We start from the raw sequence: 16,900 nt of genomic DNA, 5'->3' as shown, positions 1-16,900 counted from the left end.
GCTTGTCATCATCATCATCACCATCAAAGCGCGATGCCAACGCTGAAATGCAGGCGCCATTTTTGGGTCTCCTGGCCGCGGGCCAGGTCCAGGCGCAAGGTGCCCAGGGGGCTGCGGTAGCGCATGCCGAAGCCGTAGCCGATGCTGGGCTTCAGGTCACGCCAGTGCTGGGCTGCCTGGCCGGCGTCCACGAACACGGCGCCGAGCAGGGCGGGCATGCTGGCGGTCAGACCATGGGCCAGCTCGACGCTGCCGTTCCACAGGATGCGGCCGCCGGTGGCATTGCCATCGGCATCGCGCGGGCCCAGGTCATCGAGGCCGTAGCCGCGCACGGTGTCATCGCCGCCGGTGCGAAAGCGCAGCTTCTCGGGCAGGCCGACCTCCTGCGAAGCAAAGACCTGGCCCCACTCGCTGCGGGCGCTGCCGAACCAGCCACCGGGCAGGGGCTGGTAGGCCTGCAGGCGCACATGGCTGCGCAGGAATCCGCCGTTACGGGCTTCGGAGCTGTCGGCCCGGCCCACGCCCAGCAGCAGGCTGGCGCTGTAGCCCCGGGTGGGGGTGAGCGGGCTGTCGAGCCGGCGGTGGATCCACTGCACATTGGCCGAGGCAGCGCCGGCGCTGATGGTGCCTTGCGGGTCGGTCTCGCGGGCGCGCAGCAGCTCCAGGTAGTAGGTGCGGTCCTGCCGCTCGGTCTCGCGGGTGCGGCCGACGCGGGCGCGCAGATTGACCGTGGTCTTGTTGTCGTCGACCTTGCGCTCCAGGAACAGGGCGCCCACATTGCGCTGCATATCGGGCTGCGGATGCGAGCTCAGCTCCAGGTCGTAGGAGCTGTTGTTCTGGCTGAGCTTGAGCTTGCTGCGCGCACGCAGGTCCAGGCCGAAGGGGCGGCGGTGGATGTAATCGGCGCCCAGGCGCGGGCCGCTGCCGGTGTCGTAGCCGATGCTGGCGGTCAGCTGCTGGCGCGGCGCCTCGCGCAGCTTGATGTGCACGGGCGCGGCCTCGGGCGGATCGCTGAGCGGCTGGATGTCGACATTGACGCTGTCGAACAAGGTGGTGCGGACCAGGCGCTCCTGGAAATCGAGCAGCAGCTGCTCGGTGTAGGGCTGGCCGACGCTGAAGCCGGCCAGGCGCTCGACGCTGCTGCGCGGCTGGTACTTGAGTCCTTCGATCTGCAGCTCGCCGAGGCGGAACAGCGGGCCGCTGTCCAGCTTCAGGTCCAGCTCGGCGCTCTGGGTCTCGGCATCGATGCGGGCACTGTGGGTGTCCAGTGTGGCGAGCGGGAAGCCACGCGCGCGGGCCGTGGCCAGCAGCTCGTTCTTGGCCTGCGACCAGCGCGGCTGCGAGAAGCCCTGGCCCAGGCCCAGCGACCATTGGCCCTGCAGGCGCTCGCGCAGGGCGGCCAGATCGGCGCCCGCCACGGCGGGCTGGTCCGGGGCCAGGGCACCGGCGAACTCGATCTGCAGCGCCTTGACCCGGGTCTGCGGGCCGGGCTCGACCTTCACCGTCACCACCACCGGGCTGCCCTCGTTGCGGCTGACCTGCACCTGGGCGTTGAAGAAGCCTTCGGTCTCCAGCAAGGCCTGGGCCTGCTGGGGCGCGGCCTGGATCAGGCGACCCAGCTCCTGGCGACTCAGGCGCTGGTCTTCGGGGGCGCTGCGGAAGCGGGCCAGGTCCAGGTGTTCCTGCAGCAGATCGCGCAGATCGCCGGGCGCCTCGACCACCAAGTCGTACTCGGCCACCAGGCGCACCGGCGCGGCATCGGCGGCGGCGCCGGGCGCGGCACTGGCCGGCGGTGGCTCGTTCTTCCAGAGGCTGCTGATCGAGGCGCAGCCGGACAGGCCCGCCGCCGCGAACAGCAGGGCGCCGCGCAGCAGCCGGGGCAGGGTGTGGCTCATTGGCTGAGCAAACGCATCGCGCCTTCCAGGCCTTGCAGGGACAGGGGGAACATGCGTTGCTGCATCAGGTTCTGGATCAGGGACACGCTCTGGCGGTACTGCCAGACGCCTTGCGGCTCCGGGTTGATCCAGGCGTATTTGGGGAAGGCGTGGGTCAGGCGTTGCAACCATTCGGCGCCGGGTTCTTCATTGTTGTATTCGACGCTGCCACCGGGCTGCAGGATCTCGTAAGGGCTCATCGTGGCATCGCCGACAAAGATCAGCTTGTAGTCACGGTTGTATTTGCGGATCAGGTCCCAGGTGGGCGTCTTCTCGGCGAAGCGGCGGCGGTTGTTCTTCCAGACAAAGTCGTAGACGCAGTTGTGGAAGTAGAAGAACTCCAGGTGCTTGAACTCCGTCTTGGCGGCCGAGAACAGCTCTTCGACGCGGTGCACATGCTCGTCCATGGTGCCGCCCACATCCATCAGCAGCAGCACCTTCACCTTGTTGTGGCGCTCGGGCACCATGCGGATGTCCAGCATGCCGGCGTTGGCGGCGGTCTTGCTGATGGTGTCGCTCAGATCCAGCTCCAGGTCCGAGCCCTCGCGGGCAAAGCGGCGCAGCCGGCGCAGGGCGACCTTGATATTGCGCGTGCCCAGCTCGAGCTGGTCGTCGTAGTCCTTGTAGGCCCGCTGCTCCCAGACCTTGACGGCGCTCTTGTTCTTGCCGGCGCCACCGATGCGTATGCCTTGCGGGTTGTAGCCGCTGTTCCCGAAGGGGCTGGTGCCGCCCGTGCCTATCCATTTGTTGCCGCCCTCGTGGCGCTCTTTTTGCTCCTCGAAGCGCTTTTTGAGCGTCTCCATCAGCTCGCTCCAGCCCATCTTTTCGATGGCGGCTTTTTGCTCGTCGCTCAGTTCCAGCTGCAGGTGCTGGCGCAGCCATTCCAGCGGCAGCTCCTGGCTGAAATCGCTGAGCAGCTCCACGCCCTTGAAATAGGCGGCAAAGGCGCGGTCGAACTTGTCGAATTGCGTCTCGTCCTTGATCAGGGTGGTGCGGGCGAGGAAGTAGAAATCGTCGATGGAGGCGGCGCCCTCGCTGCCGATCACGCCTTTCTCCAGGCCCTCGAGCAGGCTGAGGAATTCCCGCACCGACACCGGCAGCTTGGCCGCCCGCAGGGTGTAGAAGAATTTGATCAGCATGGGAGGAGGGGCAAGAAGGGGGGGGGGTGCGCCCGGCGCGGGTGGGGCTTTGATTATCGGTGTCTGGCTCAACGCTTCGTGGCGGCTTTGGTGGACGAGGTCGCTTTCTTGGCAGCGGCCCCGCCATCGTGGCGGGCCAGCCAGGCAAAGAACTCAACGTACCACTGACGGCTGTTGCGGGGCTTGAGGATCCAGTGGTTCTCGTCAGGGAACCAGAGCAGGCGGCTGTCCACACCGCGGGCCTTGAGGGTGTTGTAGTAGGCCAGGCCTTGGGCATCGGGCACGCGGTAGTCCAGGGCGCCGTGGATCACCAGGGTGGGCGTGTTCATGTGCTGGGCAAAGCTGTGCGGGCTTTGCGAGGCGATCTTGGCCGGGTCGTCCCAGTACCAGCTGCCCAGTTCCTTGGCGTGCCAGGTGTAAGCGTCGTCGGCAAACATGGCCTGCCAGTCAAAGCAGCCCGCGTGGCACACATAAGCCTGGTAGCGGCCGGCCGGCACATGGCCGTTCATCCAGGCGACCATGTATCCGCCGTAGCTGCCACCGGTGGCGAACACGCGTTTCGCATCGGCCCAGGGTTGGGCCAGCAGCCAGTCGGTGCCGGCCTCGATGTCCTGCAGCTCCAGCTCGCCCCAGCGGTGGGTGATGGAGTCCAGGAAGGCGTGGCCGAAGCTGGACGAGCCGTGGTAGTTCACGCAGGCCACCACATAGCCTTGGGCGGCAAACACCTGGTGGTTCCAGCGCCAGTGCCAGCTGTCGCCAAAGGCGGTGTGCGGGCCGCCGTGGATGACATGCATCACCGGGTAGGCCTTCTTTTTCTTGGGGTTGAAGCCGGGCGGGTAGATCAGCCACATCTGGACCTCGTCGCCCTGGCCGCCCTTGAGCATCACCTCCTGGTGCTTGCCAAACTCATGACGCTTCAAATGCTCGGTGTTGAAGCGCTCGATGCGGGCGCTGCTGCCGTCTTCCAGCAGGCGCGAGAGCCGCGGTGGGAACTGCACGCTGTCATGGTTCAGCACCACGGTGCCGGCGGCCAGCGCGAAGCTGCCCACATGGCCGCCTTCGAACACGATCTCGGCCTGGCAGTGCTTCAGTTCGAAGCGCCAGAGGTGGCGGCGGCCGGCCTGTTCGGCGGCCAGCAGGATGGACAGATCGTCTTCATCCCAGACCAGGGGCGCGCTGACTTCATGGTCCCAGTCGGCCGACATCACGGCCCAGTGGCCGGCCGTGTCCAGCACGGCCAGCTGGCCCGGCATGGTGTGCTTCAAGCCCTGGTGGCTGGCGACGAAGGCCAGATGCTGGCCGGCGTGGCTGTGGCGCGGCGCGCGGAAATCCCAGCCCTCCACCTGCAAGAGCACGCAGTGCTGAGCGCTCTTGACCTCGACTTCGCCGAGGGCCAGGTCATGGTCCAGGCGCTTGTCTGCCTCGGGGTCGAAGGCGTAGACGATGCGGCGGCCATCGGGCGAGATGTCGAAGCTGTGCTCGTCGGGGTCGGCCAGGCTCAGGGCCAAGTCTGTCCCCTCGAAGAGATCGCGCACCTTGCCACTGTCCACATCGACGACCAGCAGATGCGGCACCCGGCCCATGGGCACATGGTGGTCCCAGTAGCGGTAGACGGCGTCTGAGGTGACGTAGCCGCTTTCCTTGCGGTCCTTGAAGTCCTTGAGCGCCTGCGCTTGGGCGGCCTGGCCTTTCAGCTCGGGCCAGACCCAGGAGATGAAGGCGATGCGGCGGCCATCCGGAAACCATTTGAAAGCCTGTACGCCAGTGGCGACGCCGACGCCGGGCAGGCCGATGCGACGGGCCTCGCCGCCGTCGGGGGCGATCACATAGAGCTGCGGCTCGCTGTCCTTGGCGCCTTCCTGCTCGCGCCGGGCGATGAAGGCGATGCGGTCGCCGCGCGGGCTCCACTGCGGCGCGCCGTCCTTGCTGTCGGGGCTGCCGGCCTGGGTCAGCTGGCGCGGCTCGCCGCCCAGGGTGGAAAGCAGATAGAGGTGGGACTCGGTCTTGTTGCTCGCCATGTCGCAGCGGCTGACGCTGGCCACGGCCTGGGCGCCATCGGGCGAGAGGCTGGGCGCGCCGACGCGGGCCAGGGCCCAGAGGGCCTCCACGTCAAAGGTCTCGGGCTTTGCTGCGCGTGGGGATGCCGCCATGGTCGGTCTTTTCAGGAAAGGAGTGTTGAAAGAGGAGGGCTAGGGCTTGCGGCTCAGGCCGTCCAGCTGGGCCAGCAGGGCCCGTGCCGCCCAGCGCCCGACGCCACAGCCGCCCAGGATGAAGCCCAGGCCCAGCAGCTGAGGCAGCTGCCATTCGGTGCTGGCGATGAAATCAAAGCCCAGCGCGCGGCCCAGCTCCCAGCCGGCCAGGGCGCCCAGCACAAAGCCGCAGGCATCGGCCAGGCCTTGCTTCAGGCCTTGTTGCAGGTTCTTGTCCATGGCTGCCTCAGCGATGCTGGCGCTGCATGAAGACCAGCTTCTCGAACAGGGTCAGGTCTTGCTCGTTCTTCAGCAGGGCGCCCACCAGAGGGGGGATCAGGTGCTCGGCACCCGGCTGGCTCAGGGTCTCGGGCGGCATGTCTTCGGCCACCAGCAGCTTGAGCCAGTCGAGCAGCTCCGAGGTGCTGGGCTTTTTCTTCAGGCCCGGCAGATTGCGCACCTCGAAGAAGGTCTTGAGGGCGGCGGCCAGCAGCTCTTTCTTGAGGCCGGGGAAATGGACATCGACGATGGCCTGCATGGTCACCGGGTCGGGGAACTTGATGTAGTGGAAGAAGCAGCGGCGCAGAAAGGCGTCGGGCAGCTCTTTCTCGTTGTTCGAGGTGATGAAGACCAGGGGGCGGTGTTTGGCCTTGATCAGCTGGCGTGTTTCGTAGCAGTAGAACTCCATGCGGTCGAGTTCGCGCAGCAGGTCGTTGGGGAACTCGATGTCGGCCTTGTCGATCTCATCGATCAGCAGGGCCACCGGTTGATCGGCCTCGAAAGCCTGCCAGAGCACGCCCTTGACGATGTAGTTCTCGATCTTGCTGACCTTGTCCACGCCTTCGATGCCGGAGAGCTGGCTGTCGCGCAGGCGGCTGACCGCGTCGTACTCGTACAGGCCTTGCTGGGCTTTGGTGGTGGACTTGATGTGCCACTGCAACAGTGGCAGGCCGAGGCTGCGCGCCACTTCCTCGGCCAGCATGGTCTTGCCGGTGCCGGGCTCGCCCTTGAGCAGCAGGGGCCGTTGCAGGGTGGCGGCCGCGTTGACGGCCAACTTCAAGTCATCGGTGGCGATGTAGTGCTCGGAACCTGCAAATTTCATGGTTTGGATCAAAGTCCGGAAGGTGACGATTCAGTATAAGTGGCCCCCTATAATGCCCGTCGGTACAAGATCTAGACACCCCGGGACCATGAAAAAACTGCTGCAGATCTCGCTCGCTCTGGCCACTTTGTTCGGCGCCAGCGCTTCCGTTCTCGCCAAGGACGCCGCTCCTGCGGTGGCCGGCCAGGACAAGATCGCCATGTGCATTGGCTGCCATGGCATCCCGGGCTACCAAGCCAGCTTTCCTGAAGTGCACAAAGTGCCCATGATCGCCGGCCAGAACGCCAAGTACATCGCCGCGGCCCTGACGGCGTACGCCAAGGGCGAGCGCAAGCACCCGACCATGCGCGGCATTGCTCAAACCCTGAGTGAGCAAGACATCGCCGACATCTCGGCCCTGTACGAAAAGCAAGCCCCCGCCCAGGCCCTGCCGGAAACCCCGCCAGCCCCCTCGGCCCAGGTGGCTGAGCTGCTGACCAAGGGTGCCTGCGTTTCCTGCCACGGCGCCAACTTCAGCAAGCCCATTGACGGCGCTTATCCCAAGATCGCTGGCCAGCACGCTGACTACCTGAACGTGGCCCTGAAGTCCTACCAGACCGAAGGCAACGCCGTGGTTGGCCGCAGCAACGCCATCATGGCCGGCCAGGTCAAGCAGTTCAGCGCTGCCGAACTCAAGGCCATCGCCAAGTACCTGGCCTCGCTGCCTGGCGATCTGCGCACCGTGCCGCAAAGCAAGTTCCGCTGAACCAGGCCTGCGTGCAGCGTCAAAAAGCCGCCAATTTGGCGGCTTTTTTGTGCCTGATCGCCGGGTCGCGCGGAGCTGCTGTGGCCCATACTCGGCGGCACGTTCTTCGTGCTCCTCCCAGCGATTCGTTTTCAGCCAGGCTCATGCTCAAGAAGATTCCCATCCATCAGGTTCAGCTGGGCATGTACCTCCAGTCCATGGAGGGTTCGTGGTTGTCGCACCCCTTCTGGAAGACCAAGTTCGTGCTGCGCGACCCGGCCGATCTGGAGGCGCTGCTGACCAGTGGTGTGCCCATGGTGTGGATCGATGTCAGCAAGGGCAGCGATGTGCAGGACCAGGCCGTGCCCGACACCTTGGTCCAGGATCTGGTCGATGCGCCCAGCCCCGCCTCCGTATCTACGCCGCCGGCCGAGGCGGCGCCAGCCGCCACCACCGTGGCACCCGGCCCGGCGCGGGTCGAGCGGGTCAGCATGGGCTCCGAGATGGGCCGTGCCGCCCAGGTGGTCAATCGCTCGCGCCAGGCTGTCACGGCCTTGTTTGGTGAGGCTCGCATGGGCAAGGCCATCGATCCCGAGATGTGCCTGCCGCTGGTGGAAGAAGTCGCTGACTCGGTGTCGCGCAACCCCTCGGCCTTGATCAGCCTGGCCCGGCTCAAGACCAAGGACGATTACACCTATATGCACTCGGTGGCCGTGTGTGCCCTGATGGTGTCCTTGAGCCGCCAGCTTGGTCTGGATGACACGCAAACACGCGAGGCCGGTCTGGCCGGTCTGCTGCATGACATCGGCAAGATGATGATGCCGCTCGATGTGCTGAACAAGCCGGGCCAGCTGACCGAAGCCGAGTTTGACATCATGCGCTCCCACCCCATGCGCGGCTACATGATGCTGAAAGAGGGTGGGGCCGTGCCCGAGGCCGCGCTCGATGTCTGCCTGCACCACCACGAGAAGATGGACGGCACCGGCTATCCGCAAAAGCTCAAGGGTGAGCAGATCAGCCTGCTCGCGCGCATGGGCGCGGTCTGCGATGTCTACGATGCCATCACTTCAACCCGGCCCTACAAGGCCGCCTGGGACCCGGCCGGCTCCATCCAGCGCATGGCGCAATGGACCGGTCAGTTCGACCCGGTGGTGTTCAAAGCCTTTGTGAAAAGCGTGGGCATCTACCCGGTGGGCAGCCTGGTCAAGCTGGAATCGGGCCGCCTGGCGGTTGTGATCGACCTGAATCCGCAGAACCTGGCTGCACCCATGGTGCGGGTGTTCTATTCCACCAAGTCCAAGCTGCCGATTCCGGTGCAGATGCTGGATCTGGCCAACCCGGCCAACTCGGACCGGGTGGTGGGGCGCGAGTCGCCGCAGGACTGGGGCTTCACCCATCTCGACGACATCTGGCGCAAGACCTGACCCTTCGTCATTTTTTGCATAGTCCTTGCCGCCTGCGCAGCCAGCCGGCTGAGAGCCAAGGTTTACCCCATGCGGAAGCTCATGCCGCGCTCCCTACACTCGCGAAGTTCCTGGCTTGAGAGGTGCTCGCAATGAATACCGCGTTCCGTTTGGTGCCGCTGTTGGCCGCTGTGGCCATCTCCTTGATGCTGCCGACACCGGCGGCGCAGGCGCAGACCCTGAAATGGGCCAGTCAGGGTGATCCCCAGACCATGGACCCGCACTCGCAGAACGAGAGCATGACCAATATGGTCAATGGTCAGGTCTACGAGCGCCTGACCCGCCGCGACCACAAGCTCAACATCGTTCCGGGTCTGGCCACCGAGTGGACCCAGGTCAACCCCTTGCTGTGGCGCGTGAAGTTGCGCCAGGGGGTCAAGTTCCATGGCGGCCAGCCCTTCACCGCCGACGATGTGGTGTATTCCATCCAGCGCGCCAAGGAGTCGACCTCGCAGCTGTCCATCTACGCCAATGCCGTGGGCACGCCCCGCAAGGTGGACGAGCAGACGGTGGAGTTCGTGCTGACCGCCTTCAACCCGATCTTTCTGCAGCATCTGGACACGCTCTGGATCATGAGCAAGTCTTGGTCTGAGGCCAACCGCGCCACCCGGCCGCTGGACTTCAAGAACAAGGAAGAGGGCTTCACCAGCATGAATGCCAACGGCACCGGCCCCTACATGCTGGTCACCCGCCAACCCGGCATCAAGACGGTGTACAAGCGCAACACGAACTGGTGGGGCAAGTTCGAGGGCAATGTGCAGGAAATTGTCCTGACACCGATCGCCAATGACGCCACCCGCCTGGCGGCTCTGGTCTCGGGCGAACTGGACTTTGTGCTCGACCCGGCACCGCGCGACGTCGCGCGCCTGCGCAACACCCAGGGTGTGAAGATCATTGACGGCCCCGAGAATCGCCTCATCTTCATCGGCATGGATCAGGGCCGGGACAAGCTGCTCTACGGCCAGGTGCCCGGTGACAAGAATCCGTTCAAGGATCTGCGTGTGCGCCGCGCGCTTTACCAGGCCATCGATGTGGAAACTCTGCGCAGCAAACTGATGAATGGTTTGAGCGTGCCCACCGGCGGACTGACGCCGGCCTCGGTCGCAGCCTTCGACGACCCCAAGATCGAGGCCCGTTTCCCTTTTGATATTGCTGGCGCCCGCAAGCTGATGGCCGAAGCCGGCTACGCCGACGGCTTTGAGGTGACGCTCGACTGCCCCAACAACCGCTACATCAACGACGAAGAGATCTGCCAGGCCCTGGCCGCGATGTGGGCCCAGCTCAAGATCAAGGTGCGGGTCTCGGCCATGCCGCGGGTGCTGTTCTTCCCCAAGTTGGAGAAGCTCGACACCAGCCTGTATCTCTATGGCTGGGGCGGCGCCATCACCGATGCCGAATCCATTTTCGCGCCGGTGTTTCGCAACCGCGGCGAGCGCGGCATCGGTGCCTACAACTACGGCAACTGGCGCAATGACAAGTTCGACAGCCTGGCCGCCCAAAGCAGCGTCGAGATCGATCCCAAGAAGCGGGAGCAGCTGATCAAGTCGGCGCTGATGGAGCTGAAAGAACAGTTCCAGGTTCTGCCCCTGCACCGCCAGATGATTCCCTGGGCGGCCCGCAGCAACGTCAGTGTGGTGCACCGGCCGGACAACTGGTTCGAGGTGGCCTGGGTGAACATCGGCCCGAAATGAGGCGCTCTCGCTGCGGCGGGCGGCAATAACGCGCCAAAAGCGCGTGCTTCTTCGGCGCTGGCGCCGGGAACTTGATGCCTAAGATGAGGGGAGTAGCAGCCCGAGCGAGCCTCATCTCATGTCTTCCACGCCGCACCGTTCTTCTCCAGTCTTGCCGGGTCTCAAGGCCGGCTTGGTCCTGCTGTCCAGCCTGACCTTGGGCCTGGTGCTCAGCGCCTGCGGCGGCGGAGGCGGCAGCAGTGATTCCAGCAACGGCGGCACGGACAGCGCCGCTGGCAGCACCACCTTCAGCGTGACGCCCACCCTCAGCGGCGTGGCGGCGGTTGGCGCGCCCCTGGCCAATGCCCAGATCAAGGTCATCGATGCCGCCGGCACAGCCCTGGGCAGCACCAGCACGCAGCCCAGCGATGGCAGCTACAGCCTCAACCTCAGCAGCAAGACCCTCAAGGGCCCGCTGCTGGTGCAGGTGATCGGCGTGGACTCTCAGGGCATGCCCCAGGTCCTGCACTCCATCGTGCCGATTCTGGACGCGGCGAAATCGGCCATGGTGGCCAATGTCACGCCTTTGAGCCAGGCCATCGTGGCCTTGTCCGTGGGGACCGACCCGCAAGCCTTGTTTGCCACGGCCGCTGCCAGCGCGGCGCAGATTGCCCCTGCCGCATCGGCCGCCAGCGGGGCCGGCGAGTTCCTCAAGGCCTTGATCAAGACCCAGCTCAGCGACCTCAAGATCACCAACACGGCCAGCCTCGACCTGCTGGGCGATGCCGGCTTCACGGCCAACAAGAGCCCCCAAGACCTTTTGCTCGAAGCCTTGCGCGTGCAAGTGGCGCGCAGCAACAAGGGCGTGGATCAGCTGCTCATCAGCAACAAGATGCTGGCCACGGCGGTGCCGGAGGTGGTGGTGGGGCTGGCCACGGCGCAGACCGAACTGCTCAAGACCGGAGGCGTGCCGGCCAATGCCATCAGCTCCACCCTCAAGCTGGCCTCCAGTGCCAAGGCGACGACGGACAATCTCGCCAGCTTGGACGATCTCAGCGCAGGTTTGAATGCACTGATCGCCCAGGGCAAGACGGCCGCTGACTTCACCGCCTCGACCTGGCTCGGTACCTATGAAAGCCACAACTCCGGCACCAAGGCCGAGTTGGCCGCTCGCCTCGCAGGTTTGGCCACGGCCAAACGTCAGCTGGGTCGCATGATGGTGACCGGCTGTGCCGACGATGTGCTGACCGGCGGCCTGTGCAAACGCGTGCTGGTGGCGGCCGCCGTCAGCGATTCGACGGGCACGGTGCAGGAGTACTTCACCAATGCGGCCACCTTCACCAAAGCCCCAGCTCCGGCCACCACGGGCGGCACCTGGAGCCTGATCGGCAATGCGCGCAAGGTCGATGCCAAGATCTATCCGGTCAGCGTGCAGGCCCTGGCGGCGGATGCGGCGCTCGCTCCGGCGAGTGCGGCCAGCGCTGCCAATCCCTGGGTCGGCATTCAGTTGGAAGTGCAATCCCGCACGGCCGCCGCAACACCGGTGCAATTGCTGAGCACGGCCAATGTGCAGATGCCCAGCGGCTACAGCATCGGCCTGTCCTACTGCAACCGGCCCTTCATGTGCATCTCGAGCACGCCGGGTTCGGCGACCGTGGCGCCCACCGGGGACATCGCCGACAGCGCCTTGCAACAATCGGCCTTGGGCTGGTTGGGCGGCGCCGAAAGCCAGCGTGGCGCCAAGTACGTGGCCAGCTACACCATCGCCGGCACGGCCGAGACGCGAGCCATGTTTCTGCCCGCCGATGTGCCCGCCGACAGCGGCCGCAGTCGCTTCCCGACCCTGGACGGCATCAGCAGCAGCCAGCCGCTCAAGGCCTCAGCCCTGCGCCAGGACCTGGTGCTCAACTACGCCACTTGGGCCAGCGCCAACCCCGATATGCGCTTGATCAGCGTGCGCACCCGCCTGACCGGCGGCATCATCCCTTTGTTCACCGACGCCACGCCGCCGCTGCCACCCAAGACCACGCTCACCCTGGCCGGCCTGAGCCTGCCCACGCCGCTGACCATGACAGCCGAAATCTGGCTGGGTGCGCAGGACATGCAGGGGCGGCGTTACTACAGCAAGTACACCTTGCAGCCCGAATGAAGCTCTTGGACTCGGCACCATGAAAAAAGGCCTGCTTTGTGACTTGCAGCATTGGGTTGCACTGCGCCGGAAGCAACGGATTGCACTTTGAACCTCACTGCTCCCGACTTCGAGGCATCGATGGCGGCACTTTCGGATCGGAATGAACCATCCGATTGCACAAAGTCGAGTTACGTCGCTGAGATTTGCACTTTGTCAGGGTTCAGCTTTGCGGCCGCGTAGCTCGGCTGTCCACCTGTGTTTATGACGAGCGCCGCGACGAGGAGCAGCTGTTGAATCGGATCGAGCTTCCAGGTCTCAGTTCTGGCAGTGGCTGGTATCGCTATGTCCTTGGGTGGATTCGGGCCTTGCATGTATTCCGGCGTACGTGAGCATCCTGTTCGGCAGGATTGGCTCGTGATTCAGTGCGGGGGATTTCCTGCGCGAGCAGCAGCTCTGCCCTAGAAGCTGGAGTTCGTCGAACCTCGGTAACAGGCTGCTTCCTGCCATTCGATTCAGGTCAGACCGCGGTCAGTCTGCCCCGCCTTGGCCAAGACCGTGCTGAACGCCATCTGAGTCTTCTGCTGCTGTCGGCGGCCCAGATCCAATTGCACGGGAGCCTCCTGGCGCCGCGCCGTAGTGCCGGCATGCGCCTGGCGCTCTGCCTCTGGCGCGACATGCTGCTCGTATTTCCTCGGTTCGCCGCGGCGAGCTTTTCCTGCAGCAGTTGGAGGTCATTTAGCGCCGCGCTTGCATCCAGGCGCGTCGCGGCGGCTTCGTGATGCAGTCGTTTGCCCTCGCAAGCGTTGGATTGCCAGCATCCTGAAAGTTGAGGGATTACTGCCCGCAGTTTTGTGCGAAGGGCTGTCTCGCTTGTCTTCCGCTCCGACAAGGACTCGCCGTGCACATCGCATCGTATTCCGTTCGCTGAAGTGCATGGCGGCGAAACATAAGATGCATTTTTAATGTTGCTTTACGAATCCGGTTACGGAACAATAGATTCATTGTGAATGCAACTTATTGGGGATCTCGCATGAACATCGACTCCGACCACTGCGCCGTGCCGGCCAGAAACTCCGTTATTGATGTGCGACTGGTTGCCCCGGCGCAGCGCCACGTCCTGATCTTCCGGCACTTTGAAAGCTTGCCGGTCGGCGCTTGGTTCGAGCTACACAGCGACCATGAACCTGTTCCGTTGAGGCAGCAGTTCCAGTCCTTGTGGCCCGGTCAGTTCGATTGGGAGGTTTTGGAGGCTGGTCCGACGCAATGGCGTCTTCGTATCGGTCGGCGCCCTGCGGCTCAAAGTTGCTGCGGCTGCTGCAGCGGCGCCCGCTGAGCGAAGCGGCAGGAGGAGAGCAGGATGGGCACGGTGTTCGTTCAGTTGCAGGAGCCGCCTCGGCGGCACCGGTCTGGCCAAGGGCTGGCGCTCTGGGACCTGGGCTTTCGGCCGTTTTATCTCTTGGCCGCCTTGTTGGCCATGCTGTCCGTGCCTTTGTGGGCGCTGCAGTTCAGTGGCTTGCTGGCCAGTGGAGGCCTGCGCGGTTCAGCCTGGCATGCCCATGAGATGGTGTTCGGCTACGCCCTGGCCATCGTCATCGGGTTTTTGTTCACGGCCGGTCGAAACTGGTCGGGGCGGGCCACGCCGACGGGCCGCCCCTTGATGGCGCTGGCGGCGCTGTGGGTGCTCGCCCGTGTGCTGGTGCTGACACCTTGGTTGTGGGCCTCGCTGGCGGTCAATGTGGCCGTGCCTTGGCTGGCGGCTTGGGGTTTGTGGGGGGCCCTGCACGCAGGCGGCAACCGGCGGAATTACTTCTTTGTCGGCCTGCTGCTGGCCTTGGGCTTGGCCACCGCTGCTTTGCATCTCGGGCAGTTGGGCCTGTGGGCCAAGCTTCAGCTGCCGGCGGCACCGTTTCAAGGCCTGGGCTTGCCCTTGGCGCTCGATCTGCTCTTGTTCATGATTGCCGTCATGGCCGGCCGAGTGCTGCCCATGTTCTCCAACAATGGTGTGCCTGGCATGAACGCGCGCCGTGAGCCTCGCCTGGAGCGCATCGCACTGGCGGCGCTGCTGCTGCTGGCCGCCTGCGACGCACTGGGCTTGAGCGGCCCGGTGATGCTTCTGGCGCTGCTGCCGGCTTTGCTGGCGCACAGCCTGCGCTTCGCGCTCTGGCAGCCTTGGAAGACCTTGGGCAACCCTTTGGTCTGGGTGCTGCACGCGGCCTACGCTTGGCTCTTGCTGCACCTGGCTCTGCGTGCAGCGGCGACCCTGGACTGGCTGCCCGCGGCCTCTGCGACCCATGCCCTGACGGTGGGCCTGATCGGACTGATGACCCTGGGCATGATCACGCGCACCGCCCTCGGGCACACGGGTCGGCCGCTGAAAGCTGGGCCGGTGGAGACGGCGGCCTACTTGGCCTTGCTTGCGGCCGCAGTGCTGCGGGTGTTTCTGCCGCTGCTGCTGCCGGCGGCCTTGCTATGGGCGGTCTGGCTGTCTGCCCTGTGCTGGACCTTGGCATTTGCCCTGTATTTGTGGCGTTATGGTCCCATGCTTCTGCGGCCCAGGGTTGATGGGCTTCCCGGATGAGTACATGGCCCCGTTCAAAACCAACAAGGATCAGCCATGCGCTTGACCACCATGACCGACTACGCCTTGCGCATGCTGATCTATTTGGGTCAGCAACCCGATCGGCTCTGCACCACGGCTGAGATCGCTCAGGCCTATGACATCTCGGAAGCCCATCTGACCAAGATCACCCACCAGCTCGGCCTGGGCGGCTGGATTCGTACCGTGCGTGGCAAAGGCGGGGGCATGAGCTTGGCTTTGGCGCCGGAAGACATCATGCTCGGCGAATTGGTGCGTGCCGTGGAGCCCGACTTCTACCTGGTGGAGTGTCTCGGCAATGGCAATGCCTGCAGCCTGACTGGCCGCTGCCGCCTGACCGGGATCTTCAACGAGGCGCTCGCGGCCTTCCTGGAGCAGCTGGATCGCCACAGCCTGGCTGATCTCTTGAGCCCCGCCCAGACTCCCGCCAGCGCCACGTCGCGCGGCGTGCCTGTGGGCTTGTCCGGTTTGAGCATTCAGCCCGTCCCCATCAAACGGCGCAGCCGAAAGCCCCATGAGCCAATCTGACTCCCCTCGCTCGTCGCCGGGTGCGACGGCGCCCCGGGTGATTCCGCTGTATGTGGCCGAGGCCAAGGTCTACCCGCGTTCGGTGAGTGGCCGCTTTGCCAACTGGCGCTGGCTGATGGTCGCTCTGACCCAGCTCTTCTTTTACGGCGTGCCCTGGCTGCAGTGGAATGAACGCCAGGCCCTGCTGTTCGATCTGGAGGCTGGGCGTTTCTATGTCCTGGGCCTGTTGTTGGTGCCGCAGGACTTCATCTACCTGGCTGCCTTGCTGGTGCTCAGCGCCCTGGCCTTGTTCTTCTTCACCGCCGTGGCCGGCCGCCTCTGGTGCGGCTACAGCTGCCCGCAGACGGTCTACACGGAGATGTTTCTGTGGATTGAGCGACATACCGAGGGCGATCGCCAGGCGCGCATGCGCCTGGACCGCTCGCCCTGGTCGGCTGAGAAGCTGGCACGCAAGACAGCCAAGCATGGCGGCTGGCTGCTCCTGTCCTTGCTGACCGGCTTCAGCTTCGTCGGCTACTTCGTGCCGATCCGCGAGCTCAGCCAGCAGCTCTTGCACCTGCAGCTCGCCGCCTGGCCGAGTTTCTGGGTGCTGTTCTACGCGGGCGCCACCTATGGCAACGCCGGTTTCTTGCGCGAGCAGATGTGCAAGTACATCTGCCCCTATGCGCGCTTCCAGAGTGCCTTGATCGATGCCGATTCGCTGATCATCAGCTATGACGCCGCCCGCGGCGAGCCGCGTGGCGCGCGTTCGCGCAAGGGACCAGAGCTCGCGCTTGGCCAGACCGCCGATTGCGTGGGCTGCACCCTGTGCGTGCAGGTTTGCCCCACCGGCATTGACATCCGCAATGGCTTGCAAAACGAATGCATAGGTTGCGCCGCCTGCATTGACGTCTGTGATCAGGTGATGGACAGGGTCGGGGCGCCGCGTGGCCTGATCCGCTATGCCACCGAGAACGGCATCAAGAATCATTGGACGCGCTCGCAGATGCTGGCCCGCGTGTTGCGACCTCGGGTCTTGATCTATGGGGCGGGCCTGTTCTTGCTGAGCGGCGCCTTCGCCTTCAGCCTGCAGCAGCGCCAGGATCTGTTGATCGATGTGGTCAAGGACCGCAGCACCATGGCGCGCGAGGTCGGGGACGGCGTGGTCGAGAACGCCTACCGCCTGCAACTGATCAACCGCAGCGAGCGGCCTTTGCGCCTGAATCTGAGCGCCGAGGGTTTGGTCGGGCTGCAGTTGCAAGCCCAAGGGGGTAGCCAGTTTCTGTTGGCGCCGGCCGCCATCGGCGCCGTGCCGGTTCAGCTGCGCTTGCCTCAGCAGGCTGGCCTCGCTCCAGGCACCCATACCGTCTACTTCGTCGCCGAGGATCGCGACCTCCCCGGCAGCCGCTTCCGCAGCAAGGCCGTGTTCTACCTGCCGCGCTGAT

The 16,900-nt window shown here is 65.0% G+C and carries 13 protein-coding genes; 8 read left to right on the top strand and 5 right to left on the bottom strand.

The window, feature by feature from the left end; translation table 11 throughout:
* Positions 1-23: 23 nt before the first annotated feature.
* The 5 genes from C1O66_RS08700 to C1O66_RS08680 form a co-directional block, all read right to left on the bottom strand.
* Positions 24-1,895, bottom strand: a complete 1,872-nt coding sequence (locus tag C1O66_RS08700) for an autotransporter assembly complex protein TamA (RefSeq protein ID WP_102767514.1) — start codon at positions 1,893-1,895, stop codon at positions 24-26.
* Positions 1,892-3,073: a vWA domain-containing protein gene (locus C1O66_RS08695; RefSeq protein WP_102767513.1), complete on the bottom strand. Its 1,182-nt coding sequence runs from the start codon at positions 3,071-3,073 to the stop codon at positions 1,892-1,894. Before C1O66_RS08695 ends, C1O66_RS08700 begins: the two co-directional genes overlap by 4 nt.
* Before the next feature lie 68 nt (positions 3,074-3,141).
* Complete coding sequence (locus C1O66_RS08690) at positions 3,142-5,223, bottom strand: S9 family peptidase (protein WP_102767512.1); 2,082 nt, start codon at positions 5,221-5,223, stop codon at positions 3,142-3,144.
* A gap of 39 nt (positions 5,224-5,262) precedes the next feature.
* On the bottom strand, positions 5,263-5,502 hold the full coding sequence (locus tag C1O66_RS08685) for a hypothetical protein (protein WP_102767511.1): 240 nt from the start codon (positions 5,500-5,502) through the stop codon (positions 5,263-5,265).
* Positions 5,503-5,509: 7 nt separating this feature from the next.
* Positions 5,510-6,364 carry an AAA family ATPase gene (locus C1O66_RS08680; protein ID WP_102767510.1) on the bottom strand — a complete coding sequence of 285 codons (855 nt, stop codon included), beginning with the start codon at positions 6,362-6,364 and terminating at the stop codon, positions 5,510-5,512.
* 88 nt (positions 6,365-6,452) lie between these two features.
* Between C1O66_RS08680 and C1O66_RS08675 the strand changes: the two genes are divergently transcribed.
* The 8 genes from C1O66_RS08675 to ccoG all read left to right on the top strand — a co-directional run bounded on the left by C1O66_RS08675 (position 6,453) and on the right by ccoG (position 16,899).
* Positions 6,453-7,109 carry a c-type cytochrome gene (locus tag C1O66_RS08675; RefSeq protein ID WP_102767509.1) on the top strand — a complete coding sequence of 219 codons (657 nt, stop codon included), beginning with the start codon at positions 6,453-6,455 and terminating at the stop codon, positions 7,107-7,109.
* Between the two features lie 143 nt (positions 7,110-7,252).
* Entirely contained in the window at positions 7,253-8,512 is a 1,260-nt protein-coding gene (locus C1O66_RS08670) for an HD-GYP domain-containing protein (protein ID WP_102767508.1), read from the top strand.
* A 131-nt stretch (positions 8,513-8,643) separates the two neighbouring features.
* The gene (locus tag C1O66_RS08665; protein ID WP_102767507.1) at positions 8,644-10,242 is read left to right on the top strand and encodes an ABC transporter substrate-binding protein; all 1,599 of its coding nucleotides are present in this window, start codon (positions 8,644-8,646) and stop codon (positions 10,240-10,242) included.
* A gap of 118 nt (positions 10,243-10,360) precedes the next feature.
* Complete coding sequence (locus C1O66_RS08660) at positions 10,361-12,370, top strand: hypothetical protein (protein WP_133155138.1); 2,010 nt, start codon at positions 10,361-10,363, stop codon at positions 12,368-12,370.
* A 1,012-nt stretch (positions 12,371-13,382) separates the two neighbouring features.
* The gene (locus C1O66_RS08655) at positions 13,383-13,685 is read left to right on the top strand and encodes a DUF2249 domain-containing protein (protein ID WP_102767505.1); all 303 of its coding nucleotides are present in this window, start codon (positions 13,383-13,385) and stop codon (positions 13,683-13,685) included.
* A 24-nt stretch (positions 13,686-13,709) separates the two neighbouring features.
* Positions 13,710-14,930 carry an NnrS family protein gene (locus C1O66_RS08650; RefSeq protein WP_102767504.1) on the top strand — a complete coding sequence of 407 codons (1,221 nt, stop codon included), beginning with the start codon at positions 13,710-13,712 and terminating at the stop codon, positions 14,928-14,930.
* Between the two features lie 36 nt (positions 14,931-14,966).
* A complete protein-coding gene (locus C1O66_RS08645; RefSeq protein ID WP_102767503.1) occupies positions 14,967-15,476 on the top strand; it encodes an RrF2 family transcriptional regulator in 510 nt (169 codons plus the stop codon).
* Positions 15,463-16,899, top strand: coding sequence for a cytochrome c oxidase accessory protein CcoG (gene ccoG, locus C1O66_RS08640; protein ID WP_102767502.1), 1,437 nt, complete (start codon positions 15,463-15,465; stop codon positions 16,897-16,899). The genes C1O66_RS08645 and ccoG overlap by 14 nt, the downstream gene beginning before the upstream one ends.
* The last annotated feature ends 1 nt before the right edge of the window (position 16,900 follow it).

The organism is Paucibacter aquatile, from assembly GCF_002885975.1.
Taxonomy (GTDB): Bacteria; Pseudomonadota; Gammaproteobacteria; order Burkholderiales; family Burkholderiaceae_C; genus Paucibacter_A; species Paucibacter_A aquatilis.
Note: the sequence above shows the minus strand (reverse complement) of the source record. Positions and strands in the feature narration are given on the sequence as shown.